Genomic DNA, 24,689 nt, shown 5'->3' on the forward strand with positions numbered 1-24,689 from the left:
TGCTGGGAGACGTTGGTCTTCCGGTGATATAGCAAAAGCAAGCAGAGAACCCTCGGAAGATCAAACTTCCGAGGGTTTTTTGTTTGTGGTTTATAAATTTTTAGATAACTTTGGAGAAAGATATGTTGGATAATTCGCGTTTACGCATTGCAATGCAAAAGTCAGGTCGCTTAAGTGATGAGTCAAAAAAGCTACTTGCCCAATGTGGCATTAAGATTAATCTGCAAGAACAACGGTTAATTGCTTTTGCCGAAAATATGCCCATCGATATTTTGCGAGTTCGTGATGATGACATTCCCGGGCTGGTGATTGATGGCGTTGTGGATATTGGGATTGTCGGCGAAAATGTTTTAGAAGAAGAAGTATTAGATAGGCAGGCCGAAGGCGAAGATCCACAATTTATAAAACTGCGCGCGCTTGATTTTGGTGAATGTCGGCTGTCGATCGCCGCCCCGCGTGATTTTGAGTATTCTGGTCCTGAGTGTTTAAATGACCTGCGTATTGCCACCACTTACCCTCACCTGCTACGCCGTTATCTGGCACAATATAATGTTACCTTTAAAACCTGCTTACTTAATGGTTCAGTCGAAGTTGCACCACGTGCAGGACTTGCCGATGTAATTTGTGATTTAGTATCTAGCGGTGCAACACTTGAGGCCAATGGGCTGAAAGAGATCGAAGTTATCTATAAATCAAAAGCCTGCTTAATTCAACGTCAAGGCGACATTTCACCAATAAAACAGGCGTTAATCGATAAAATCATGACGCGTATTCAAGGGGTTATTCAAGCTCGTGAATCAAAATATATTATGCTCCACGCCCCTACCGAGGTGTTAGATGATATTGTTGCACTATTACCCGGTGCTGAAAATCCTACCATTTTGCCTTTAACTGGCGAGCAAAATCGGATTGCACTACATATGGTGAGCAGTGAATCGCTTTTTTGGGAAACGATGGAAAACCTAAAAGCGTTAGGTGCAAGCTCAATTCTTGTATTACCAATTGAAAAAATGATGGAGTAATAATATGAAACTCTCTTATTGGCAACAATGTACAAATGAACAACAAACAGCACTATTAACGCGTCCAGCGATTACAGCCTCTGATTCGATTAGCAAAGCTGTTGCAGATATTTTGGCACAAGTTAAACAAGATGGTGATAAGGCGTTAAAAGCGCTAAGTAGCAAATTTGATAAAGTCCAAATTCAGCAGTTCAAACTCACAAAACAAGAAATCAACACCGCCGCAGACCGCGTTAAGCCTGAATTAAAACAAGCAATGCAATTGGCAGTTGCGAATATCGAAAAGTTCCACCAAGCTCAAGTAAAACAGACCATTAAGCTTGAAACAATGCCGGGGGTAGAATGCCAGCTAGTTACTCGATCAATCGATTCGGTTGGGCTTTATATTCCGGGGGGATCAGCGCCTTTGTTATCAACGGTATTAATGCTTGCAATACCCGCTAAAATTGCTGGTTGTCGTCAGGTGATTTTATGTTCACCGCCACCTATTGCTGACGAAATTTTATATGCAGCAGACTTGTGTGGTGTCAGCGAAGTATATCAATTAGGCGGTGCACAAGCGATTAGTGCAATGGCACTAGGCACTGAGTCTGTTCCTAAAGTGGATAAGATCTTTGGTCCGGGCAATGCCTATGTTACCGAGGCTAAACGACAAATTAGCCAGCGACTTGATGGCGCTGCGATTGATATGCCTGCAGGTCCGTCTGAAGTGCTAGTGATTGCCGATAGTTCGGCTAATCCTGCTTTTGTTGCCGCTGATTTACTTTCACAAGCTGAACACGGTCCTGATTCGCAAGTGGTGTTATTAACACCAGATGAAACTATTGCACAAGCGGTCTCGCAAGAAGTGGATAAACAATTAAGCACGCTATCACGCCAAAGTATTGCTGAAAAGGCATTACAAGAAAGCCGACTAATTGTAACAAAAGACTTGAATGAGTGCGTGGCTATTAGTAACCGTTATGGACCTGAACATTTAATTATTCAAACCGCCAATGCCGATGAATTAGTTAAACAGATCACCAGCGCAGGCTCCATATTTTTGGGTAATTGGTCGCCAGAATCGGCTGGTGATTATGCCTCTGGAACTAACCATGTTCTGCCAACTTATGGCTATACCGCAACATATTCTAGTCTTGGGCTGGCTGATTTTCAAAAAAGAATGACAGTACAAAAATTATCACCAGAAGGCTTAAAAGCAATTGGAAACGCAGTTGAACTTATGGCCGAAGCCGAACAACTGACCGCCCATAAACAAGCGGTTACTTTGCGCCTTGCGGCATTAAATTCAATGGGTTAAAAATAGGTGGATAACATGGATATCAATCAATTAGTCAGAAAAAATATTCAGAAACTAACGCCATATCAATCCGCCCGTCGGATTGGTGGTAATGGCGATGTGTGGCTCAATGCCAACGAATACCCCGTCGCACCACATTTCGAATTAACCGAACAAACCTTAAACCGTTACCCTGAACCACAACCAGAAAAGGTGATTCAGCGTTATGCTCAATATGCTGGTGTACAACCCGATCAATTAATTGTTAGCCGTGGCGCTGATGAAGCTATTGAATTATTAATGCGTGCATTTTGCGAGCCTGAAAAAGACAGCATTTTGTACTGTCCACCAACTTATGGCATGTATCAAGTGAGTGCTGAAACGTTAGGCATAAAAACCAAAACAGTCCCAACCAAAGCCGATTGGCAACTTGATCTTGAAGGTATTGAGCAGCATCTTGATAGCGTTAAACTGATTTATGTCTGTTCACCAAATAATCCAACGGGTAACTTAATTGATCCTGAGGATATTAAGGCGTTGCTCAATATTGCCAACAATCGTGCTTTAGTGGTGATTGATGAGGCTTATATTGAGTTTTCCCCCGACTCAACGGTGGTGAGTTGGCTTGCTAACTACCCTAATTTAGTGGTGTTACGTACACTATCAAAGGCATTTGCTTTAGCGGGGTTACGTTGTGGTTTTACGATTGCGAATAAACCAGTAATTGATGCATTACAAAAAGTCATTGCTCCCTATCCACTCGCTACGCCCGTGGCCGATATTGCAGCACAAGCTCTGAGTAAAGATGGCATTAATGCCATGAAGTTGCATGTAATCAATTTGAACAAACAAAAAGAAAAATTTGCCAATTCGCTAGCACAGTTATCAGTTGTTGAAAAAGTTTATCCGAGTTCTTCCAACTATTTATGTGTGAAGTTTCAAGATAATAAGGACGTGTTTAATATCTTATGGAATAAAGGGATTATTTTACGCGATCAAAGCAAGTCGATTGGGGAAAACAATATGATTCGAATCACCATTGGTACTCAAGCAGAGTGCGAGGCAGTTCTTTCGGCGCTTAAAGCAATAAAATAGGAGCAAAAATGTTACAAAAATACTTATTTATTGATCGAGATGGCACATTAATTACCGAACCTCCAGTTGACTTTCAAGTTGATCGTTTTGATAAGCTGGCTTTTGAACTGAATGTGATCCCTGCGCTTCTTAAATTGCAAGCCGCTGGCTATAAATTGGTGATGGTGACCAATCAAGATGGACTAGGTACTAAAAGCTATCCACAAGTAGATTTTGATGGACCGCATAATCTAATGATGCAGATTTTTAAATCGCAAGGCATTAATTTTGAAGATGTGCTAATTTGCCCTCACTTTCCCGAGGATAACTGTGAATGCCGTAAACCTAAAATCCAATTAGTGTTACCTTATCTTACCAGCGGGAAATTGGACAAACAAAATAGCTACGTTATTGGTGACAGGGTCACTGATATTCAGTTGGCTGAAAATATGCAAATCAAAGGATTACACTATCATCCTGAACAGTTAAACTGGCTCGAAATCGCCCAGCGGTTAACCACCACAGATCGCTATGCAAAAGTTGAGCGTAATACTAAAGAAACCAAGATTTTAGTAGAAGTATGGCTCGATCGCCAAGAGGGAAGTAACATCAATACAGGAATCGGTTTTTTTGATCATATGCTTGACCAAATTGCCACTCACGGCGGAATTAAGCTCAATGTTCAAGTCGATGGCGATTTGCATATTGATGATCACCATACCATCGAAGATACGGGACTAGCCTTGGGCGAGGCGTTAAAAACAGCACTCGGCGATAAACGCGGCATTACTCGCTATGCATCAGTAATTCCGATGGACGAGTGTTTAGCAAAATGTGCAATGGATATTTCAGGCCGCCCTTATCTTAAATTTAAAGCGGAGTTTACTCACCAAAAAGTAGGCGATATGAGCACACAAATGGTTGAGCATTTCTTTTATTCATTGAGTTATGCTATGGCTATTACGTTACATATTGAAACCGAAGGCAATAATGATCATCACAAAGTTGAAAGCTTGTTTAAAGCCTTTGCGCGCACATTAAAGCAAGCAATTAAAATTGAAAGTGATCGACTTCCTAGCTCAAAAGGAGTGCTATAAATGAATATTGTCATTTTAGATACTGGTTGCGCAAATCTTTCATCGGTGAAGTATGCAATAGAAAGGCTTGGCTATCAGCCCATTATTAGTCTCGATCCTGATGTGGTATTGAATTCAGACAAGTTATTTTTGCCGGGTGTCGGATCGGCTTCATCTGCAATGCAAAAATTAGAAGAGCGTAATTTAATCGAACTAATAAGAGTTTGTACTCAACCTGTATTAGGGATCTGCCTTGGTATGCAACTTTTAGCTGATTATAGTAATGAAGGGCATGTGCATACACTTGGTATAATTAATGAAAAAGTGATTGAAATTCCTGATTGTGGATTACCACTGCCCCATATGGGTTGGAATCAAGTCTACCCAAAAGCAGGTCATCATCTATTTAGAGATATTCCTGATGATGCTTATTTTTACTTTGTACATGGATACGCGATGCCACTATGCTCAGCAACAATAGCAGAAACCAATTACGGCGAAAGCTTTACCGCAGCCGTACAAAAAGAAAACTTTTACGGCGTGCAATTTCATCCCGAGCGTTCTGGCTCAGCCGGTGCAAAATTGCTCAAAAACTTTTTGGAGATGTAACAATGGCAGTTTATGCAATGATTATCCCTGCGCTTGATTTAATTGATGGTAGCGTGGTGCGATTGCACCAAGGCGATTATGAGCAAAAACGTGATTATGGCAATCATCCACTTTTGCGCCTACAAGACTATGAAAAGCAAGGTGCTAAGCTGTTGCACTTGGTAGATTTAACCGGCGCAAAAGATCCTAATGCTCGTCAAATTTCGTTAATACAAACGTTGATTAATGGCGTACAAGTTCCAATCCAAGTTGGAGGCGGAATTCGCACTGAGAAAGACATACAATCATTATTATCAGCCGGTGCTGCTCGCGTGGTAATTGGGTCAACCGCTATCAAGCAACCAGAAATAGTTAAACAGTGGTTTAAAAAATACGGTTCTGAAAAATTGGTATTAGCACTGGATGTGCGCATTGATACTAAAGGCAATAAATATGTGGCGATTCATGGTTGGCAAGAAGACTCAAAACAAACATTAGAACAAGTGATTGAGGATTACCTACCTTATGGGTTGAAACATGTGCTTTGTACTGATATTTCGAAAGACGGCACGCTCAGCGGTTCGAATATTAAGTTGTACCAAGAAATTAGTCAAAAATACCCACAAATTGCTTTTCAAGCATCTGGCGGTATAGGTCAATTGGACGATGTTAAAGCACTTGCCAATAGCGGCGTTGCAGGCGTAATTGTAGGGCGAGCTTTACTCGAAGGTAAATTTACTGTTCAGGAGGCAATTTCATGCTGGCAAAAAGGATAATTCCTTGTTTAGATGTTCGTAATGGTCAAGTGGTTAAAGGTGTGCAATTTCGAAATCACGAAATTATTGGTGATATTGTCCCTTTAGCAAAGCGCTATGCGCAAGAAGGTGCCGATGAGCTCGTTTTTTATGATATTACTGCTTCGTCAGATGGACGAGTAGTCGATAAAAGTTGGGTTGCAAAAGTGGCCGAAGTTATTGATATCCCCTTTTGTGTAGCTGGCGGCATTAAAAAGATTGATGATGCAGGGCAAATATTAACCTTTGGCGCTGATAAAATTTCAATTAACTCCCCTGCACTTGCTGACCCTTCTTTAATTACAAGGCTTGCAGATCGTTATGGTGTGCAGTGTATTGTTGTTGGCATTGATACTTGGTATGACAAAGAATCAAACAATTATCACGTTTATCAATTTACTGGTGATGAAAAACGCACCGTTGCCACAAAATGGAACACACTTGATTGGGTAAAAGAGGTTCAAAAACGTGGTGCCGGCGAAATTGTATTAAACATGATGAATCAAGATGGAGTACGTAATGGCTATGATCTTGATCAACTTAAAGCAATTCGTGAGGTTTGTCATGTACCACTTATTGCTTCAGGCGGTGCTGGCACCATGGATCATTTTTTACAAGCCTTTAAAGAAGCCAATGTTGATGGTGCATTAGCGGCCTCGGTGTTTCATAAACAAATTATCAATATTAGCGAACTTAAACAGTATTTAGCTCACAATGGAGTAGAAATTCGATTATGTTAACTCAAAATAGCGATATAAAATTAGATTTACAGCAACTCGATTGGCAAAAAGTAGATCATTTAATGCCGGTCATTATTCAGCATTATGTTTCTGGCGATGTACTAATGCTGGGTTATATGAATCAAGATGCATTAGCTCAAACACAAAGTAGCGGTAAAGTCACTTTTTATTCACGCACCAAACAACGCCTTTGGACTAAAGGCGAAACGTCTGGCAACTTTTTAAATGTAGTGAGTATTTCCGCTGATTGCGATAATGATACGTTACTGATTTTAGTAAATCCTGTTGGTCCAACATGCCATACTGGTACAAATAGTTGCTTTGCTAATGCTAAAAGCGAATGGGGATTTTTGTTTGAATTAGAACAATTAATTGCAGCACGCAAAAATGCCGATCCTAAATCATCCTATACAGCAAAACTATATCATGACGGCACTAAACGTATTGCCCAAAAAGTGGGAGAAGAAGGTGTTGAAACCGCCCTTGCTGCGACAGTTCATGATCGAGAAGAGTTAAATAATGAATCTGCGGATTTAGTTTATCATTTATTAGTATTACTCCAAGATCAAAATCTGTCACTACAAGATGTGATTGGCATTTTAAAAGCAAGGCATAAATAATAAAAATAATCAAAGTGCGAATCATATCGCACTTTCCTTTATATCTTTTTTATTATGATGAAAAATAAATTGACTTAGCAAACAGGCAATTTTACCCCATTAAACATTGCTAATACCTCGGTATTATTTTCACATAACATCAGTTTGTCGACGGTTTGTCGATCTAAATTTGGCGAAAACTGCTTAATAAAATCATACATATAACTGCGTAAAAATAACGAGCGTGCAAAAACGATATAGGTTGTGCTGTAGGGGAATATATGACCAGCATTCAATACAACAAAATCATCATCTGAAGTATTACTCACCGCCATTTTTGCGACAATGCCAACGCCAACTCCCAACTTAACATAGGTTTTAATTAACTCTGCATCTGTTGTACTAAAAACAATATTAGGAGACTGACGAGCACGCAAGAAAGCTTGATTTAAATCGGAGCCATCGTTAGAAAAATCATAACTAACTAACGGAAATTTGGAAAGTTCTTCAATTGAAATTAATCTGCTTTTGGCAAGTGGGTGATCTTTCATCACAATCACTGCTTGGTTCCAGTGATAGCAAGGCAACGCAATCATATCTTCACTAAGCTGTGAAATGTCGGTCACAATAGCCAATTCGGCCTGCCCTGCTTGTGCCTGAGATATGCACTGTGATGATGATCCTTGCTCCATATGCAAAGTAATACTTGGATATTGTTGCATAAACTGCTGGATCACAACAGGCAAGGTATAACGCGCTTGAGTATAAGTTGTGGTAATCGTTAATGAGCCTTGATTTGGTTGGCAAAACTCTTTAGCAATAATTTTAATATCGCTTGATTTATTGAGGATTTCTCGGGCAAGAGCAATGATTTTTTCACCAACTGGTGTCACTTCTGAAAGGTGCTTACCTACTCGGGTAAATATCTGAATGCCAAGCTCGTCTTCTAATAATTTTATTTGCTTGCTAATGCCAGGCTGAGATGTATACAGTTTTTCGGATGTTAACGATACATTGAGGTCGTTATTCACGACTTCAACAATATAACGTAATTGTTGCAATTTCATGACAAACAAAGGCTCCTTTAACTGTATACTTTTCTCCCTTTTAATCACATCTCAAAAGGGAGAATTGGTAAGGTAAGTCTTTTTACTGTCTAGCACAAACAATAATAACTATTTTTATACTAAAACATATGCTTTCCTGAAACTTTTTAACAAAAGTTTAGCTGCTATTACCTATTTTTTACTATTAATCCATTTGCCATCTACGTATTGCATCACCCAACCAGTCGATTTACCATTAACTTCAGAGGTGACATATTGTTGTTTGCTTTTACGGCTAAAACGAACAATGGATGGATTACCATCAGGATCTTTACTTGGTGCCTCAGTTAAATAAACAAATTTCTCGGGCAAGCGATCTTTAAAGCGTTGTAACTCTTCAATCAACGGTGCGCGTGTTTCTCTTGATTTTGGAAAATTATGTGCTGCCAAAAAGATACCTGCGGCACCATCACGCAATACAAAATGTGCATCAGATTTACTACATTGAAGTTCTGGTAAATCAACCGGATCTTCTTTAGGGGGTGCAACATCACCATTTTTTAAGATCTTACGTGTATTTTTACAATCAGGATTAGTACAGCCCATATATAAACCAAATCGCCCTGATTTTAAATGCATTTCTGAGCCACATTTTTCACATTCGATAATTGGTCCTTCGTAACTTTTTACTTTAAAGTTACCTTTTTCAATTAATGAACCATCACAAATTGGGTTATTACCACATATGTGTAATTTACGTTCGTTATCAAGCAAATAACTATCCATAGCTGTATGACATTTTGGACAGCGTTTACGTGCTCTTAACGCTTCGGTTTCAGCTGTTTCAGCTTCTTCTAAAATGTTTAAAGTTTCGTGCTCAGGAATTAAGTTGATGGTTTGTTTGCAACGTTCTTTAGGTGGCAACGCATAACCTGAACATGCTAAAAACACACCTGTACCTGCAGTTTTTATACCCATTTCACGCCCGCAATTTGGGCATTTAATTTCAGGCGTTAACACTAATGGATTTAGTTGCATACCACCTTTATCGGGCGCTTGTTCAGCAACCTCAAGATGCTGACTAAAATCACTGAAAAACTGGTCAAGTACTTCGCGCCATTCTTGTTTTTTATGGGCAATTTCATCCAATGCATGCTCCATACGTGCGGTAAAATCATAACTCATCAGATCATTGAAGTTTTCGCTGAGTCTATCAGTAACAATTTCACCAATTTTTTCTGCATAAAAGCGACGATTTTCCAAACGCACATAGCCGCGATCTTGAATTGTCGAAATAATGGTTGCATAAGTCGATGGGCGACCAATTTCACGTTTTTCAAGCTCTTTAACCAGTGATGCTTCATTATACCTAGCAGGTGGTTTGGTAAAGTGTTGATTTGGATTTAAGTTGATTAAATCGAGTTTGTCGTTGACTGATAACGGCGGTAATATTTTATCTTCATTGCTTTTCGCCAGTTGCGGTTGCACTTTAGTCCAACCATCAAAGCGCAATGTACGACCTTTTGCTTTTAAGGTAAAATCGCCAGATTGGACTGTAATGGTAGTTGAGTTATATTCAGCCGATGTCATTTGACATGCCACAAATTGCCGCCAAATAAGTTGATATAATTTACCGGCATCCGCTTCGATATCACTAATATTATCTGCAAGAATAGTAACATCTGATGGACGAATCGCTTCGTGTGCTTCTTGTGAATTCTTTTTACTGCTGTATACATTTGGTGATTTTGGTAAATATTTATCACCAAATTTGTTGCCAATATAATCTCGGACCATTGTTAATGCATCTTGACTCAAATTAGTTGAATCGGTACGCATATAGGTGATATAACCAGCTTCATATAAACGCTGAGCTAGCATCATAGTCTTTTTAACACCAAAACCAAGGCGAGTACTTGCGGCTTGCTGTAAAGTCGAAGTAATAAACGGAGCGTTTGGATTACTTTTAGTCGGTTTTTCTTCAATATTCGTTACTTGATATTGGTTTTTATTAAGCTCAGCTAAGGCTATATCAATGGCAACTTTATCTTTTGGTTCGAACGCTTTGTCTTTATAATTGGTGACCTGTAATGTTAATTGTTCTTTTTGAGCAGTCGTTAAATCAGCATAAAGATCCCAATACTCTTCAGGAATAAAGGCATGGATTTCGCGCTCACGTTCAACCACTAAACGCACCGCAACAGACTGAACACGACCAGCTGATAATCCACGTGCAACCTTTTTCCAAAGTAGTGGTGATAACATAAAGCCCACAACCCGATCCATAAATCGGCGTGCTTGCTGAGCATTGACCCGATCCATATCGAGCATGGCAGGCTCGTTAAAGGCATTTTTGATCGCTGTTTTGGTAATTTCATTAAAAACAACACGACGATATTTACTATTATCGCCACCAATGACATCCTTCAGATGCCAAGCAATAGCTTCCCCTTCTCTATCTAAATCGGTTGCCAGATAGATCATATCAGCATCTTTAGCCAGTTTTTTAAGTTCAGCAACCACCCGCTCTTTACCTGGTAAAATTTGGTAATGTGCTTTCCAACCGTTGTATGGATCAACACTCATCCGATCAACCAAGACCTCCCTTTCAGAACGTTTAGCTTTTTTCTCGGCTTTATCTTTTTTATCGTTTGTTTCTTTTATTGATTTTTCAGCTCGTTGGCTACTACCACTCACAGGCAGATCACGAATGTGACCTACACTTGATTTAACTACGAAATCTTTGCCAAGATATTTATTAATCGTTTTGGCTTTGGCTGGTGATTCCACAATAACAAGGGATTTTCCCATAATAAAACCTTTTTATTCTGTTGTTTGTATTATTTACTATCAAGTTTCACATCAAGCAGCGACAGTAAATCGTCTTTAATTGTCGATACTTTCGTTACATATTGCTCTTTTTGTTCTGCATCTTCAATTAGCTGCGTAATGGTTTGTGACAACGTACATCCATGGCGTTTGGCTAAATTAGCCAATCGTTGCCAAACTAAAAACTCCAAATCAATGGACTTTTTTCGAGTATATTGCTGTTCCGCATTAAAATGCCGCTTTCGTTTTGCTCGAATGGTTTGCTTCATGCGATTATCTAAATCGGGATTTAAATGCTTTTTTATCCAATCAACGACACCTGTCGGATTATGTTCTAGTAACAATAATTCACTGACGGCATGCTCAGCAGCACTTTTTTCAATATAACGAGTGATTAATTCACCTTCTAGATGCCTTTTTACTAAATAGTGCCACTTCCAACCGCATTCAAGGTTTTCTAGTTGTTGATATTTCATCGGCTCACCTTGTGACGCTGTAACTAAAATATGATATTTTTAGCATAATCTGCACACACAATAAAGAAAATTATTGCATTTGACAAATTTTTTATAAATCTGCTATCGTTGACCTTTCATTTTGATCTTTATTTAAGGAATCCCCATAATGGTTAAAGCAGATGTTATTTATATTAATGGCTATATTTACACCGCAGACAAACAAGACAGTATCTGCGAGGCAATAGCAATCGAAAATGGCTATATTATTGCAACTGGCACCACGCAAGAAATAAATAACAGTCACTATGTTGATAATCATACAACAATTTATGATCTGCAAGGTAAAACAATGATGCCTGGGATCATCGATTCACATCTACATACATTTTGGGGTGGAATGCAGTTATGCTCTTGTAATTTAAATTATCAAAGCTTAACCATTGATGATACTTTAGCGATTATTCAAAAGCATTTAGATAAAAATGTGACAGATAACAGAGCAAATTGGTTACAAGTTCGGGGGTGGTTGCGACAAGAAGTACTACCGATTGGTACTGATATTACTCGCTTTGATCTCGATAGACTTAATACAAAACGACCTGTTATTTTGTTTTCAAATGATTGCCATACTTTAGTTGCCAATAGCATTGCTTTAGAGAAATTTGGTTTAGATAGAAACACACCAGAACCAACTGATGGAAAGATTGGACGTACTGATGACGGTGAATTAAATGGTATATTAGAAGATGCCCCTGCCATGCGTGCGTTTGACAGTATATCTAAACTCACCGATGAACAAGCCGTAAACATTGCTAAATTATCGCAAGCAGAACTTAATAAACAAGGTGTTACGGCTGTTATGGATGCTCGAATTACTGAAACCCAAGCCGAGGCATTTTTAAAACTACAACAACAAGACCAACTATCTATTCGCTTATTTGGCGCGCGCGAGTTACCACCAGATGATGTATCATCAATAGAAGAAATTCCAACTTTACTGAACAAAGTTAAACAGTTCGCCGCACGTTACGATGACAAAAACTGGCAACCTAAGCCTGGCATTAAAATATCACATACTAAATTATTTGTAGATGGCGTAATGCAAGCACCTTTAATGACCGCTCGCTTGCTTAAACCGTACAATTTAGCCGACGAAAAAGATCGTTACGGTGATCTTTATTATTCCATTGAAATGTTAGATGCGTTAATACTTGAATCTGCAAGAGCTGGTTTTCATCCGCATATGCATACAGTTGGTGAAGGGGCTATTGAAGTTGTACTTGATGCCATTGAAAAAATGCGTAAAGCATTACCTGATGCCGATATTCGTCCAAGCACTGCGCATAACGAACTAAGCGCACTACACCAATTTACTAGATACAAACAATTAAATGCATGTGTAGTGTTTTCATTCCAGTGGGCTGGTTGTAGTTCTGCAATGGTTGAACAATATCAAACCCTATTTGGTCCAGAACGTTATAACGGTTTAGAAGCACATGGGCAATATATTGATGCAGGTGTAACATGCGCTTTTGGTAGCGATTGGCCAATTGATCCATTAAATGAGTGGTACGATTTCCAAATTGCAATGACTAGACAAATCGATGCCGATCATCCTCGGTTAAACAGTGATCGCAATCTAACCGCTATTGAAGTATTACGTAGTGCCACTATTAATGCCGCCTATGTGTTAAAACAAGATCAATACATAGGTTCAATTGAAAAAGGTAAATTTGCTGATTTGATTATTTTAGATCGTAATCCATTTACCATCCCAGTAACAGATATGCAAAATGTCAAGGTACTAACAACGATTGTGGGCGGTCAAATAGTTTACCAGCAAGCATAGTTTAAACTTCAATTATTTATTAATGCATTGCTACACCAATCACGATTGGTGTAGCATGAGTCATTATTCAGCCTCTAGTCAACTTCAGCTACTACCTCAGTTTCTACTGCTGTTGGTTTCGTTAAATGTAAAATAGCAGCAATAATTAATGCGCCAATAAACATATCAATGACATACCACGCGGCTGCTTTAGTCACCCCACCTAATGCAACTAACCCGCCAAATGCTACCAATGATTCAATCCCATTAATCATTCCTAGCATACCTGCGATGGCAGTGCCAACAACAATAGCAATAATAATACGCTTTGGATCTTTAGCCGCAAAAGGAATCGCACCTTCGGTAATACCCGCTAATGACAAAAAGAAAGCTGTAATGCCAAACTCTTTCTCTTCTTTGGTGTATTTTGAACGTGACACAACCAATGATGACATAGCTAAACCTAATGGCGGAATAGCACAGCACATACGAAATACGCCATTTGGACCATAAACTCCCTCAGCCATTGCAGCTAAGGTAAATGCAGTTGCGGCTTTACTACATGGTCCCCCCATATCTAACGCGGCTAATATGCCAATACCAATACCTAAGAATGCGGCATTGACTTCAGACATACCTTTTAACGTTGCGACCATGGCTTTAACAAACCAATCAAGCGGATAAGATAAACCATAAATGTAAAGTGGTGCCATCACAAGTATCGTTACAGTTGGAATAATCATCACAGGCATAACCGAAGCTATTACTGGATGAACTTTAACTGTTTTGAACCATTTAACAAAATAACCAATTAAAATACCAAAAATCATTGCACCAATAAATCCTGTACTGACTTGATTAGCACCAATTGGATTATTAACCACATAACCCATAATAAATGCAGGTGCTAAAGCAGCATTACCACCAATGGAATAAGCCATATAAGCAGCAAGCACAGGTACCATCATGGCAAAGCCATATAAGGCAACTTGTTTTAAATCCATAAAAAATTGATTACTTGGCAAAATAGTATCGTTTGTTACCTCACCTGTCATTAACACAATTGAAAAAAGTATTCCCGATGCGATGATAACGGGTAAAAACTTACTGATACCTGTATTTAACGCTCTAAATATCTCTTTACCGACGCTATCTTTAACCACTTTAGTCGACATAGTTTCTGCATTATTAAAAATATTGGCAGTATTTTTAACTGCTTCACCAGTACTCACTTTTATGACATTTTTATAAGGCTCAAGCCTATCGGCATTTTCAATTGAAATATCAGTTGCTAATAAAATCACATCGGCACTTTTAAAATCTTGTTCGGTTAATGAATTTTCAATACCTGCGGCACCTTGTGTTTCGATTTTATAATCCCAACCACGTTTTTTTGCTTCATTTTCAATTTTTTGCTTAGCAATATAAGTATGCGCCATCCCTGCGGTACACGCACAAATCGCAACAATCTTTTTTTTACTCATATAAACCTCTAATCTTATTTGCCACAGATTGAATATCGCTTTTAAGCAAATCTTCGACAAAATCATCATTAGCTAAATTCGATGCTAATTTCGCAATAATGGATAAGTGCTCTTTATTGGCGTGTTCTGGCGCGCCAATCATCACGATTAACTTCACTTTATTATCATTATTCCAAATGATGCCATCGCTATATTTCCCAACTACAATAAATGGCGTTTTAACCGCATTACTTTTAGCATGTGGCAAAGCAATATCAGGTAACACATCCGTTTCCATTTCTTGTTCATGTGCCATCACATCGTCAAAGAAGGTTTTGACATTGGTTAAATAAGTTTGGCTAGTTTCAACCATTAAATGGATAACGGATGATTTTTGATTAACAGTATCACCGGTTAAATCAACTGGTACAACAGGGATTGACTGCATAAATGGGTCCTCTTACTGATAATAGATTATTCACAATAATTAATTTTCACCCTACATGTATTGTAGATAAAATATACAATAATTCGTTTATACTGACACTTATTTTGTCTAATAAATAATAGATTTGGATCACAAATATGCAAATAGAAGCGTAATCCATTAACCTAATAACCTAAATTAAATTGAGCTAAAATAACTCGTAAAGCACTTTAAAGCTTATAATTTGCTTATTTAAGTACCATTTTACTAAAAATTAACTTGCATAATTATCACAATATGGCAGAATTCCCTGCCGCTTTAAGCGGGTAAAAAGGCAAAACTATACTTAGTAGTTTTTTATTGTTTTTTGGGACAGAGGAGCAAAGTCATGTCCGCAATAAAAATGAAACGAGTTTTAACCACACCTGCATTAATTGCATTTGGTTTAGCTTATATGGTTCCTTTGGGGATCTTTACCACTTATGGGGAAGTGACAGTATTAAGTAACGGTCACTTACCTATAGCCTATATTATCACTCTAGCAATGATCTTTTTTACAGCATTAAGCTATTGCCGAATGGCAAATAAGCTTCCAATTGCTGGTTCTGCCTATTCGTATGTTCAACATACGTTTGGTGGAAAAATTGGATTTTTGGTGGGTTGGGCACAAATCCTTGATTACCTATTTTTACCAATATTAAATTATTTGGTACTAGGTATTTACCTTAATGAAGCATTTCCTAGCGTTCCTGCGTATGTATTTGTACTTGGGTCATTGATTGGTGTTAGTCTCTTAAATTATCTGGGTATTAAGTTGATTAATTCGGTAAATTTCACCTTAATTATTGTTCAGATGATTTTTATTGGGTTATTTATATTTTTGACTTTAGTTAATGTGGATTTAACCCCTGAAGCAATGATAAAACCACTACAAGTCAATGCAAGTGATTTTAGTGGTTTAATGTCTGGTGCAGCAATATTATGCCTTGCTTTTTTAGGATTTGATGCCATTGCCACCTTGGCAGAAGAGTCTAACGATGCTCAAAAATCGCTACCAAGAGCCATTATCTGGACTGTTCTTATTGCTGGTTGTATTTTTTTAATGGTTTCTTATTGTGCTCACTTAGCTTATCCTAAATGGAGTGATTTTATCGATAATAAAGATACTGCAAGTTTAGATGTGGTTCGTCAAGTTGGTAATCTCAGCCAATTAGGTAGTAATTTTATGTATAATTTCTTCCAAGCGGCATATTTAACTGGTGTCTTTGCATCGGCAATGACAGCTCAAACGAGTGTATCAAGAATATTCTATGCCATGGGGCGTGAAGGTGTGTTACCTAAACAAATCTTTTATAAGATTCACCCACGATTTAGAACCCCTTACTTGTCGATTATTTTTGTCGCCTGTTTTTCATTACTGTCATTGGTATTAGATCTTAGTTTAGTTGTTTCAATGATCAGTTTTGGCGCTTTAGTTGCATTTACCTTTGTTAATTTATGTGTAATTAAAAGCTATTTAGGCGATATCAAGACAAAAACAGCCTCTGTCCTATTTAAATATGGAGTGTTACCAGCCATTGGGGTTTTACTTTCATTATGGTTATGGACAAGCCTTGATGCAACAGCGATGATCGTTGGTTTAGTTTGGTTGGCAATTGGTTTTCTTTATTTAGTTTATCTTACGCGAGGATTTACGCGTTTGTTACCTTCGATTGATCATAAAGAGCTACATTCTATTATCAAAGATTAACCATCTAATTAGATAAATACATCTACTATAAAGTATTTAGTTAACGCCTTCTTTACAACTCCGTCGACTATTGTCGACGGAATGATTTTTTTGAAAATAATTACTATACGAACTCAGTAATTATTCACCAAAGCCTGTTGCAAATAACTCGCGAATTTCATCCATTGCAGCTTGTTCATCTTCACCATCACAGATGATTTCAACCGTTGAGCCACCTTTTACACCTGCTCCAAGTAACCCCATCATACTTTTTAATTTGATAGCTTTATCATTATAAACAAGCTCAATTGATGATTTATAACGACCAGCTAATTTAACTAGAGTTGTAACAGGACGTGCGTGCAATCCTGTTGAATTTTTTACTACCATTTGCTCTTTTAACATAATAAAGTCCTTATTTATATCTTAAAGTTAATACAATACCTGTAGTTATATCACAAATTAAACTGTTTTGCTCTTCTTTTAGGTGTGAATTTGTATAATTAATATAAACTATTTTGATTATCTAAATTTGGTAAACAAGTTATGCCCAAAAATAACGTACAACATGGAAAAAGATAGGTGCTGCAAAACAAACAGAATCTAAACGGTCGAGCATACCACCATGACCATCGATTAAATTTCCCCAATCTTTTATGCCTCTATCACGTTTAATAGCTGACATTACTAATCCGCCTAGAAAACCTAATAATGTAAGCATAAGAGATATTAAACCTGCTTGCATAAAACTAAAAGGTGTTAACCAAAATAGACAAGCACCAATTAAGCTTGCTAATAATGTTCCCCCAATAAACCCTTCAACGGTTTTAGAGGGAGATAAATTTGGGCTGATTTTGTGTTTACCGAATAATTTTCCAAATACATATTGAAACACATCAGAAAGCTGAACAATTAATACTAAAAAAGCAATCAAAAGAATGTTCCTATCTTGGTAATTGTCGATTGGTAATATTAAAAGTGCAGGTACATAAGAAATACAATAAACCGAAATCATTAGCCCCCACTGCACTTCAGCGGTTCGTTCTAAAAAGTTATGGGTTGAGCCTGTAATTGCAGCCAAAATTGCTAATAACAAAAATCCATAGACAGGAATAAAAATGCTAAACCATCCATACCATGACATAACCACCAAAATATATTGCAGAGGCAAAACAACAAAATAAGCAAATTTCAATGCATAAAAATCATAACGACTATCTGGTATTAAACTTAAAAACTCTCGCAACGCAATGCCAGATGCCACAAAAAATAGAAAAATTACAACCAATTTACCTAATAAAAAAGCAATACCAATAATCACAACCATTACCCACCATGCATTAATGCGAGTATTGAGATTATCAATAACACTATTTGGGCTTTTAAAGCGTCGTTTTAACAAAAAACCAATTATCGATGCCACAACCAATAACACACCAATACCACCAAACAATAATACAACGTCTTGTAGATAATTATACATCCTAATCTCCTTATTTTATTTTTATATCTTATTTAATTTTATTATTTTTTTAGATTTTACTTAACTAGTGAAAATGAATAATGCATAGATTAATGTTCTTATTAACAATAATATCTGTAAAAAAGTCAGATAACTGTTTTTTTTAAATAGCTCTTTTCCCTTTTGGGCGCTACTGATCGAGCCTACTGGCAATCGGCATGATTTTTGAGTAAATTAAATGGTAGGAATGCATCCAACTCAGTAAGTGTATTTGGTAATTGATAAATATGGGTGACTAAATAATCAAACAAACGTTTATCAAATTTGTTCCGCAGAGCATAATGTTTTTTTTTTAATTCAACAAAAAAACAACAAACTGTTATCCGTGTAGTTTGATTAATACCTGTTATTAAATGTATATTGGCAGAAATGAGCATACTGACTTCCTTTGTCTATTTGTAAAAAACAGTCCTATAAATATTAAATGTTGTTTAGCTAAAATGACTCCCTACTATGACGCGCTTTCTTTTACTATAGTTATAGCTTTATCTAAACTCGGTACTCTTTTTGTCAACAATAACCAAACAATTGGTTTGAAACTTTTTCTACTATTCATATTCACGCTTGCCAATCTGTCACTCTAATATCACTATCATCGCATCACAATTCTAAATTGGGTTGATTGGCAACATAGCCAATAATAAATTCCCTTGCAATAATTGCATACATTAGATGTTTCTCACCAAAAATATCATGATAAAGATCTGGAATATATTAATTTTTTTGCTATGGCCCAAATGATTGTATTATTTTGCGCTTTATGAATTACCACAGAATCCGAAGAGCCGAGTGGAATATAAAACTTAATCAAACCGGTGAACTTAAACTAAAACCAGAATATTTACTACATCGTCATGTATCCAAATCAAAGTAATAACAACTACCAACACTTTGTGCAATAATGGTAATATTTTCATGGCGAAGCAAATATCGTTGCTTGATAGGCTCATATATTTAGTTAATTATGCAAAATTAGGTAAATCGCCACGTTCGCCTACTGATTTACTATTGCCTATAGCATCCCAAGCAGAGATCGAATAATCGGGTAGATTTAATTCATCATTATTTTTGAACTTCTTGAATCCCTTTTCGAATCCGATTACATACAGTATAAATAAGCAAAACACTGATGATCCATAATAGCGCATTGATCCCATTTAAAGGTAATAAATCAGTCGCGATACCTAGACTTATCACACCAAAAATAAATGCACGATCGCTTTTACCCATTGGACCATCATATCGTCGTGAAGCGCCAATCATAACCCCTAACACTCCACTATATTCAGTTAATAATGATAATAAAATCACAAAAATAACTAAATAGTTACTAACATCATCAAGTTGCGTAAAAATGAGTAACAACGCGCTATCTGACACAATATCACAAATCTCATTTAAATAAGTTCCCAGATTTGATTTTTGGTCATATTCTCTAGCTAACATACCATCTATAGCATTAAGTGCCATACGGATAAACATCCATATTGGAATCAGAAAAAAAATCCATTGATACTGAGCCAGTAATCCAACAATTAACGCAATAATAATAGAGCCAAAACATGCAATTAATGTTACCTGATTAGCAGTAATCCTAGCATTATAAAGAGAGGTAGTATAAGGTCTAAGGAATGCTTGAAATTTGGGTTTTAATTGATAAATTGACAACACATTATAATCCTACTAGTTTGATAGTCTATGCTATATTTATATAAATATAACATAGATATACTATTTAAACCTATTATAATTATATATGTCTGTAAAACAGTAGATAACAAATTGATAAGTATGATTTTATGGTTTAGATTGAAACAAAACAATAAAAACTACTCATGCTGATTGTTGTAATCCTTGCTTAGCAAGCTTAATCACATTTTTTAAATCAACACCTTGTGCTTTAGCTGCAAAAATACAGCCACAATAACATTGACGATACACATCATATTCTTTACAAAGCTCAATCGAACGTTTATAACCATTGTTCTTTTTAAAATCAGAAGGAAGATAATTTACTGAGAATAACTCTTGAATTTCAAATCCTAACTCGTTAATCTTCTGACTATTTTTTTTAGGACTAAGGGTTAATGCACTTGCAAAATAATCAAAACCTAGTTCTTGAGCTTTAATTGCGGCTAAATCTAATCGCATTTTATAACAAATATGGCAACGTTCCCCACCTTCTGGCGCATCACGTAAATGACCAACTTTTTTGATAAATTCAGCTGGTTGATAAGGCGCCTCTAAAAACTGTACATTGTTTCCGGTTTTTTGATTAAAATCAGCAATAAATTTTTGCTGCACCACACTACGGTATTCATATTCGACTCGAGGATGAATATTAGAATTGGCAAAGTAGATCGTAATATCAGCATATTGCGCTAAGTATTCTAAAACATATGTACTACACGGCGCACAACAACTATGAATCAATAACTTTGGTCGCACTGATTTTAATTGCCAATTAGTAATCACCTCTTTTAATACAGAATCGTAATTTACTTTATTATGTGGATTTAATTTTTCGAGTATATTTTTAGCATTAATTAACATGGTAACTCATTTATATTTATATTTAATTTTGTTTTCTATTTTTGTTTTAGCAACTAAGTATTTAGTCGGCTGGCTATCATATAGTGATACGCACCAACCATCAAGATGGAAGCTAAAATTTTATATTTGAATTTATAGGCAATTGGTAATATTTCATCTCAATCATTAAGTTTTATTATAAAGCGAAAAAAATCAATCCGCATAAACCAGTAAATACACAGGACAAGCCTAGCAGTTAACGCTGAAACAATCCTGTTTAAGTCGACTACTTATGATAAATAAGACCATCTTATTTTATTTTTTTTCTCTAACATTCCCAGCCATTACCTTTTTGATGTCACGTTTTTCAAGAATGAATGCGATACAAAAATAGACAATGGTTAATATCCACAAATGCCAATATTGTGCGCTAAATTCAGCAAAACTTGCACCCATTTGATTTATTTTTACTGAACCGACTATGGCTGGTACCGCTGGAAATATATCGCCAATAAAATGGAATAAAGGCGGCATTAATTCTTTTGGCCAAGATAAACCAGTAACAAAAAATATAACCATACTTGACGGTATAATTAAGCAAAACACATCACTGACCGTATGGACAAAATGTGATATAACTTTACCTAATAATGCTGTAGAAAAAATAAAAGGAATAATAAACGACAACGAAACAATAAGATGACTTAGACGCGGTAAATCATACCAATAGTTAGCAAATACGGTATAAATAATAAAATAGATTAAATAAAGTGCTAAATAAGTTAATAATTTGCCCGAAAGCAATAATAATGCGGATGAGACCGCATTATTCTGTTTATTAATCACAGTTATTTCAAAATCAGAACCTTTGCTAAATAGACGACATAAAATGCTACCAATAAGTAATGTCTGATATAAGATCAAAATAAAGGCAGCAGGAATAACATAGGTTGCATAGCCTGATTGAGGATTAAATAAGCTAATCAGCTGAGTACTAAACGGTGAAACACTATTGGTTGCAACAGCTGGATCAACGCCTTGCGCTATTTTTCGTGAAATGGAAATTTTAGCCCCAAAATTGCTAGCAACGGTATTAATTGCGGTAGCAACGTTACTATAAATTAAAATATAACTCGCATCGCCATAATATGAGATCGGACTCGTTTTGCTCTCTAAAATATGTTGTTGAAAACGATAAGGTATCAGCACTACCCCATAGATTTTACGCTCTTCAATCATTTTTTTAGCCGTCTGTAAATCCGCAATATGTAAGTTTATGTTAATGGATTTATTGGCATCAATTTGCCTGACTAACTCTCGACTATAGTTGGTATTATCTTGGTCAATAACAGCGATGGGAACATCTCGTATCGCTTCATGCAAATAAGGTTGAGGATAAAAGAAGAAATAGATAAAAATCCCCACAAACATGATACTAGCTATCGCTTTATTTTGGAAAATGCGTTTTAGTTCATCATAGGAAATTAATAATAAAGATTTAATCATATTAACCGCCTACGGATTTTTTGTAAATAAAGAGTAATAAGCAATACCATAACGCTAAATTGGATCAATAAATAAATAAACGGTTCTAACGAAGTCATCACATTCGGCGCTCGTAATGTTTGATCAAGTCGAATTTGTATATACCATGTTACGGGTAATAAAGCGCCCCAAATATAGGCAAAACTATTCATAGCAAGGCGAGGGAAAATCAGACCAGTAAATCCAAAACTAGGAGAAGCGACTAAGCTTGCACTGCCATAAGCTTGTGCTAGTGTTGATCCAGTTAAACCAAAAAAAATCCCATATAAACATGAAGTCAGAGTAAACCCAATACCACCAAGGAAAAGCAATATAAAATGCCCATTTAATGGTAAATTAAAATAAGTGATTAAAACTGTATCAAATAAAATTAGACAAAATAAAAAATAGAGAAAATACGGAAAGATACGCCCCAATAAAAAGATAAAAATATTATGATTAGCTAGTTGTAAGACTTGCTGATAACTTGTTGCAGCAAAGCGATCACGAGTGATGCTGGTAACCATTGCCATCATAATAATGATCTGCAAAATCGTGGGGATTAAACCATTAATTAAGGTATATAGATAATTTAATGTGGGATTATATAAAGGATGTAAACTAGCTGGAATAGTTTGCATTTGACCTTGCGCTACCGATGATGCAATCCCTTTTTCTAGCAATCCTTGCAGTATTATTTGGCTATTAGCTGTTTTTAATGCAGAGCTCATCGCTCGAAAAATAATCGTCCCAGCCGACATATACTGATTATTATAAAAAGCCACTACTTCTGGCTGATGACCTGCTATTAAACCTTTTTCAAATTCCGGCTGAATAAAAAGCACGGCATAAACTTCCCCCTTAATCAACGCATGTTTGGCTGAAGAAAGATCTTGATAACGTTCAGCTATCTCAAGCTGTGGTGAAGCAGCTACTTGTTGAATTAATGTGCGCGATGATTTGCTTGTATCTTGATCAACAACGGCAATAGGTATCTGGGTAATTACGCCAGCATGATACATATAAAGAAATAAAAAAATAAATAATAAAGGATAGATGAAAACCAATATAAATAAAAAACGTTGTTTAATTAATTTACGAAGTTCCCATCTAATCACTTCTAATAGCGAATGAGACATAAGTGCCCTTTTTTTGTGTAGAATCTCCATATTATTTCTGTTAGTGAGATTGCCACTTTGTGGTAACACTCATTCCTGGACGAAGCCCTGCCACGTCATTAATTGGTTTTGCTCGCATTTCAAAAGTTTTTAGGTCGAAGTCACCAGTCGCTTTAGTCGCTTGCCAATTTGCATATTGACCTAAGGCATTTAATACGGTGACTTTAACATCAATAACTTGATTATTTAATGCTGGCACTTTTACTTGAAACGTATCACCGACTTTAAGATTTCCTAGCAAATCTTCACGAATATTAAAAGTAAACCAAATATCATTTAAATCAATAATAGAGTAAAGTGGCGTGCCTGGGCTATATAACTGTCCTGTTTCAGCAACACGAGTTGTAATTTGACCACTAATAGGAGAAACTAAAGTTAATTCATTTACATCCGCTTTTACTTGTAACAACGCAGCTTCTGACTGTTCAACCTGTACATCAGCTAATTTTTTCTGCTCTATACTACTACCATTTTCGGCTAATGCTAAGTTAGCTCTAGCTGCATCATAAGCCTTAATGGCTGCTTGATATTGATTAAAAGATTCATCATAACTTTGTTTTGAAACAGTTCCATTTTTAGCTAAACGATTAATTCGTTCATAGCTAGTTTGCGCTAAAGCTAAATCCGATTTTGCTTTATCTAACTGCGCCTTTTGCACTTCAATTGTTTCTGGTCTAGTACTATAAGTATTATCACGACTTGCCATTGTCACTTTTAATTGTGCTTCTGCTGTTGCAAGCTGAGCTAACAATGCAGGACTTGAAAGAGTAAGAAGAACATCGCCCTGTTTAACATCATCTCCAACATCATAATTAAATTGAATTACTCGACCTTGTACTCTGGCTGCGACATCAACTCGGTTAGATTCAACCTCACCTTGTAAAATAATGGTATTAGGTTGATTAGCAAGATATATAACAGTGACCATAGCAATAACAGCAATGATTGCTACAATCCAAAAAAGACGTTTTTTATGCATAA

At 36.6% G+C, this 24,689-nt stretch carries 24 protein-coding genes and 1 other annotated feature (1 of these 25 only partly in view); of the genes, 11 read left to right on the forward strand and 13 right to left on the reverse strand.

Annotated elements, in window-relative coordinates; genetic code table 11:
• Positions 1-84 (forward strand) — a sequence feature (His leader region); it begins 41 nt to the left of the window's first position.
• Between the two features lie 38 nt (positions 85-122).
• The 8 genes from hisG to hisIE are packed head-to-tail and all read left to right on the forward strand — an operon-like array spanning position 123 to position 7,193.
• On the forward strand, positions 123-1,022 hold the full coding sequence (gene hisG, locus BQ5209_RS07700; protein WP_085247960.1) for an ATP phosphoribosyltransferase: 900 nt from the start codon (positions 123-125) through the stop codon (positions 1,020-1,022).
• A 4-nt stretch (positions 1,023-1,026) separates the two neighbouring features.
• Positions 1,027-2,322 (forward strand): histidinol dehydrogenase, encoded by a 1,296-nt coding sequence (hisD, locus tag BQ5209_RS07705; protein ID WP_085247961.1) that lies wholly within the window; start codon positions 1,027-1,029, stop codon positions 2,320-2,322.
• A gap of 15 nt (positions 2,323-2,337) precedes the next feature.
• Entirely contained in the window at positions 2,338-3,396 is a 1,059-nt protein-coding gene (hisC, locus tag BQ5209_RS07710; RefSeq protein WP_085247962.1) for a histidinol-phosphate transaminase, read from the forward strand.
• Positions 3,397-3,404: 8 nt separating this feature from the next.
• Complete coding sequence (gene hisB / locus BQ5209_RS07715; RefSeq protein WP_085247963.1) at positions 3,405-4,472, forward strand: bifunctional histidinol-phosphatase/imidazoleglycerol-phosphate dehydratase HisB; 1,068 nt, start codon at positions 3,405-3,407, stop codon at positions 4,470-4,472.
• Complete coding sequence (gene hisH, locus BQ5209_RS07720) at positions 4,473-5,060, forward strand: imidazole glycerol phosphate synthase subunit HisH (protein ID WP_085247964.1); 588 nt, start codon at positions 4,473-4,475, stop codon at positions 5,058-5,060.
• Between the two features lie 17 nt (positions 5,061-5,077).
• Entirely contained in the window at positions 5,078-5,815 is a 738-nt protein-coding gene (gene hisA, locus BQ5209_RS07725; RefSeq protein ID WP_085248141.1) for a 1-(5-phosphoribosyl)-5-[(5-phosphoribosylamino)methylideneamino]imidazole-4-carboxamide isomerase, read from the forward strand.
• On the forward strand, positions 5,797-6,573 hold the full coding sequence (gene hisF, locus BQ5209_RS07730) for an imidazole glycerol phosphate synthase subunit HisF (RefSeq protein ID WP_085247965.1): 777 nt from the start codon (positions 5,797-5,799) through the stop codon (positions 6,571-6,573). The genes hisA and hisF overlap by 19 nt, the downstream gene beginning before the upstream one ends.
• Positions 6,567-7,193: a bifunctional phosphoribosyl-AMP cyclohydrolase/phosphoribosyl-ATP diphosphatase HisIE gene (hisIE, locus tag BQ5209_RS07735; RefSeq protein ID WP_085247966.1), complete on the forward strand. Its 627-nt coding sequence runs from the start codon at positions 6,567-6,569 to the stop codon at positions 7,191-7,193. Before hisF ends, hisIE begins: the two co-directional genes overlap by 7 nt.
• A 74-nt stretch (positions 7,194-7,267) precedes the next feature.
• On the opposite strand, the gene cysB is transcribed toward hisIE, so the two are convergent.
• From cysB to matP, 3 genes are all read right to left on the reverse strand, one after another.
• Positions 7,268-8,239, reverse strand: coding sequence for an HTH-type transcriptional regulator CysB (gene cysB / locus BQ5209_RS07740; RefSeq protein ID WP_085247967.1), 972 nt, complete (start codon positions 8,237-8,239; stop codon positions 7,268-7,270).
• Positions 8,240-8,410: 171 nt separating this feature from the next.
• Positions 8,411-11,029: a type I DNA topoisomerase gene (gene topA / locus BQ5209_RS07745; RefSeq protein WP_085247968.1), complete on the reverse strand. Its 2,619-nt coding sequence runs from the start codon at positions 11,027-11,029 to the stop codon at positions 8,411-8,413.
• Positions 11,030-11,058: 29 nt separating this feature from the next.
• The gene (gene matP, locus BQ5209_RS07750; RefSeq protein ID WP_085247969.1) at positions 11,059-11,523 is read right to left on the reverse strand and encodes a macrodomain Ter protein MatP; all 465 of its coding nucleotides are present in this window, start codon (positions 11,521-11,523) and stop codon (positions 11,059-11,061) included.
• A gap of 148 nt (positions 11,524-11,671) precedes the next feature.
• On the opposite strand from matP, the gene BQ5209_RS07755 reads away from it, so the two are divergent.
• Positions 11,672-13,354, forward strand: coding sequence for an amidohydrolase (locus tag BQ5209_RS07755; protein WP_085247970.1), 1,683 nt, complete (start codon positions 11,672-11,674; stop codon positions 13,352-13,354).
• A gap of 74 nt (positions 13,355-13,428) precedes the next feature.
• Here the strand turns inward: BQ5209_RS07755 and BQ5209_RS07760 are convergent, their stop codons facing one another.
• The gene (locus BQ5209_RS07760) at positions 13,429-14,817 is read right to left on the reverse strand and encodes a PTS fructose transporter subunit IIC (RefSeq protein WP_085247971.1); all 1,389 of its coding nucleotides are present in this window, start codon (positions 14,815-14,817) and stop codon (positions 13,429-13,431) included.
• Positions 14,810-15,244, reverse strand: a complete 435-nt coding sequence (locus BQ5209_RS07765) for a PTS sugar transporter subunit IIA (RefSeq protein ID WP_085247972.1) — start codon at positions 15,242-15,244, stop codon at positions 14,810-14,812. The genes BQ5209_RS07760 and BQ5209_RS07765 overlap by 8 nt, the downstream gene beginning before the upstream one ends.
• A gap of 367 nt (positions 15,245-15,611) precedes the next feature.
• Between BQ5209_RS07765 and BQ5209_RS07770 the strand changes: the two genes are divergently transcribed.
• Positions 15,612-16,973, forward strand: coding sequence for an APC family permease (locus tag BQ5209_RS07770; protein ID WP_085247973.1), 1,362 nt, complete (start codon positions 15,612-15,614; stop codon positions 16,971-16,973).
• Between the two features lie 120 nt (positions 16,974-17,093).
• On the opposite strand, the gene BQ5209_RS07775 is transcribed toward BQ5209_RS07770, so the two are convergent.
• The 3 genes from BQ5209_RS07775 to BQ5209_RS07785 all read right to left on the reverse strand — a co-directional run bounded on the left by BQ5209_RS07775 (position 17,094) and on the right by BQ5209_RS07785 (position 18,851).
• Positions 17,094-17,357 (reverse strand): HPr family phosphocarrier protein, encoded by a 264-nt coding sequence (locus BQ5209_RS07775; RefSeq protein ID WP_034913021.1) that lies wholly within the window; start codon positions 17,355-17,357, stop codon positions 17,094-17,096.
• A 139-nt stretch (positions 17,358-17,496) separates the two neighbouring features.
• A complete protein-coding gene (locus BQ5209_RS07780; protein WP_085247974.1) occupies positions 17,497-18,435 on the reverse strand; it encodes a phosphatidate cytidylyltransferase in 939 nt (312 codons plus the stop codon).
• Between the two features lie 182 nt (positions 18,436-18,617).
• Positions 18,618-18,851, reverse strand: coding sequence for a hypothetical protein (locus tag BQ5209_RS07785; protein ID WP_085247975.1), 234 nt, complete (start codon positions 18,849-18,851; stop codon positions 18,618-18,620).
• A gap of 538 nt (positions 18,852-19,389) precedes the next feature.
• On the opposite strand from BQ5209_RS07785, the gene BQ5209_RS10930 reads away from it, so the two are divergent.
• On the forward strand, positions 19,390-19,515 hold the full coding sequence (locus tag BQ5209_RS10930) for a hypothetical protein (RefSeq protein WP_279626439.1): 126 nt from the start codon (positions 19,390-19,392) through the stop codon (positions 19,513-19,515).
• Positions 19,516-19,536: 21 nt separating this feature from the next.
• Here BQ5209_RS10930 and BQ5209_RS07790 read toward each other — a convergent pair whose 3' ends face one another.
• The 5 genes from BQ5209_RS07790 to BQ5209_RS07810 form a co-directional block, all read right to left on the reverse strand.
• Positions 19,537-20,145: a CDP-alcohol phosphatidyltransferase family protein gene (locus tag BQ5209_RS07790; protein WP_085247976.1), complete on the reverse strand. Its 609-nt coding sequence runs from the start codon at positions 20,143-20,145 to the stop codon at positions 19,537-19,539.
• 162 nt (positions 20,146-20,307) lie between these two features.
• Entirely contained in the window at positions 20,308-21,027 is a 720-nt protein-coding gene (locus BQ5209_RS07795; protein WP_085247977.1) for an epoxyqueuosine reductase QueH, read from the reverse strand.
• A gap of 294 nt (positions 21,028-21,321) precedes the next feature.
• Positions 21,322-22,512, reverse strand: a complete 1,191-nt coding sequence (locus tag BQ5209_RS07800) for an ABC transporter permease (protein ID WP_085247978.1) — start codon at positions 22,510-22,512, stop codon at positions 21,322-21,324.
• Positions 22,509-23,669 (reverse strand): ABC transporter permease, encoded by a 1,161-nt coding sequence (locus tag BQ5209_RS07805; RefSeq protein WP_167370329.1) that lies wholly within the window; start codon positions 23,667-23,669, stop codon positions 22,509-22,511. The genes BQ5209_RS07800 and BQ5209_RS07805 overlap by 4 nt, the downstream gene beginning before the upstream one ends.
• Positions 23,670-23,709: 40 nt before the next feature.
• Entirely contained in the window at positions 23,710-24,687 is a 978-nt protein-coding gene (locus BQ5209_RS07810; RefSeq protein WP_085247980.1) for an HlyD family secretion protein, read from the reverse strand.
• Between the last annotated feature and the right edge of the window lie 2 nt (positions 24,688-24,689).

The organism is Gilliamella mensalis, from assembly GCF_900103085.1.
Lineage (GTDB): Bacteria > Pseudomonadota > Gammaproteobacteria > Enterobacterales > Orbaceae > Gilliamella > Gilliamella mensalis.

Coding starts and splice junctions, on each gene's coding strand:
- hisG (WP_085247960.1), top strand. CDS start 123: ATGTTGGATAATTCGCGTTTACGCATTGCAATGCAAAAGTCAGGTCGC.
- hisD (WP_085247961.1), top strand. CDS start 1,027: ATGAAACTCTCTTATTGGCAACAATGTACAAATGAACAACAAACAGCA.
- hisC (WP_085247962.1), top strand. CDS start 2,338: ATGGATATCAATCAATTAGTCAGAAAAAATATTCAGAAACTAACGCCA.
- hisB (WP_085247963.1), top strand. CDS start 3,405: ATGTTACAAAAATACTTATTTATTGATCGAGATGGCACATTAATTACC.
- hisH (WP_085247964.1), top strand. CDS start 4,473: ATGAATATTGTCATTTTAGATACTGGTTGCGCAAATCTTTCATCGGTG.
- hisA (WP_085248141.1), top strand. CDS start 5,078: ATGATTATCCCTGCGCTTGATTTAATTGATGGTAGCGTGGTGCGATTG.
- hisF (WP_085247965.1), top strand. CDS start 5,797: ATGCTGGCAAAAAGGATAATTCCTTGTTTAGATGTTCGTAATGGTCAA.
- hisIE (WP_085247966.1), top strand. CDS start 6,567: ATGTTAACTCAAAATAGCGATATAAAATTAGATTTACAGCAACTCGAT.
- cysB (WP_085247967.1), bottom strand. CDS start 8,239: ATGAAATTGCAACAATTACGTTATATTGTTGAAGTCGTGAATAACGAC.
- topA (WP_085247968.1), bottom strand. CDS start 11,029: ATGGGAAAATCCCTTGTTATTGTGGAATCACCAGCCAAAGCCAAAACG.
- matP (WP_085247969.1), bottom strand. CDS start 11,523: ATGAAATATCAACAACTAGAAAACCTTGAATGCGGTTGGAAGTGGCAC.
- BQ5209_RS07755 (WP_085247970.1), top strand. CDS start 11,672: ATGGTTAAAGCAGATGTTATTTATATTAATGGCTATATTTACACCGCA.
- BQ5209_RS07760 (WP_085247971.1), bottom strand. CDS start 14,817: ATGAGTAAAAAAAAGATTGTTGCGATTTGTGCGTGTACCGCAGGGATG.
- BQ5209_RS07765 (WP_085247972.1), bottom strand. CDS start 15,244: ATGCAGTCAATCCCTGTTGTACCAGTTGATTTAACCGGTGATACTGTT.
- BQ5209_RS07770 (WP_085247973.1), top strand. CDS start 15,612: ATGTCCGCAATAAAAATGAAACGAGTTTTAACCACACCTGCATTAATT.
- BQ5209_RS07775 (WP_034913021.1), bottom strand. CDS start 17,357: ATGTTAAAAGAGCAAATGGTAGTAAAAAATTCAACAGGATTGCACGCA.
- BQ5209_RS07780 (WP_085247974.1), bottom strand. CDS start 18,435: ATGTATAATTATCTACAAGACGTTGTATTATTGTTTGGTGGTATTGGT.
- BQ5209_RS07785 (WP_085247975.1), bottom strand. CDS start 18,851: ATGCTCATTTCTGCCAATATACATTTAATAACAGGTATTAATCAAACT.
- BQ5209_RS10930 (WP_279626439.1), top strand. CDS start 19,390: ATGGCGAAGCAAATATCGTTGCTTGATAGGCTCATATATTTAGTTAAT.
- BQ5209_RS07795 (WP_085247977.1), bottom strand. CDS start 21,027: ATGTTAATTAATGCTAAAAATATACTCGAAAAATTAAATCCACATAAT.
- BQ5209_RS07800 (WP_085247978.1), bottom strand. CDS start 22,512: ATGATTAAATCTTTATTATTAATTTCCTATGATGAACTAAAACGCATT.
- BQ5209_RS07805 (WP_167370329.1), bottom strand. CDS start 23,669: ATGTCTCATTCGCTATTAGAAGTGATTAGATGGGAACTTCGTAAATTA.
- BQ5209_RS07810 (WP_085247980.1), bottom strand. CDS start 24,687: ATGCATAAAAAACGTCTTTTTTGGATTGTAGCAATCATTGCTGTTATT.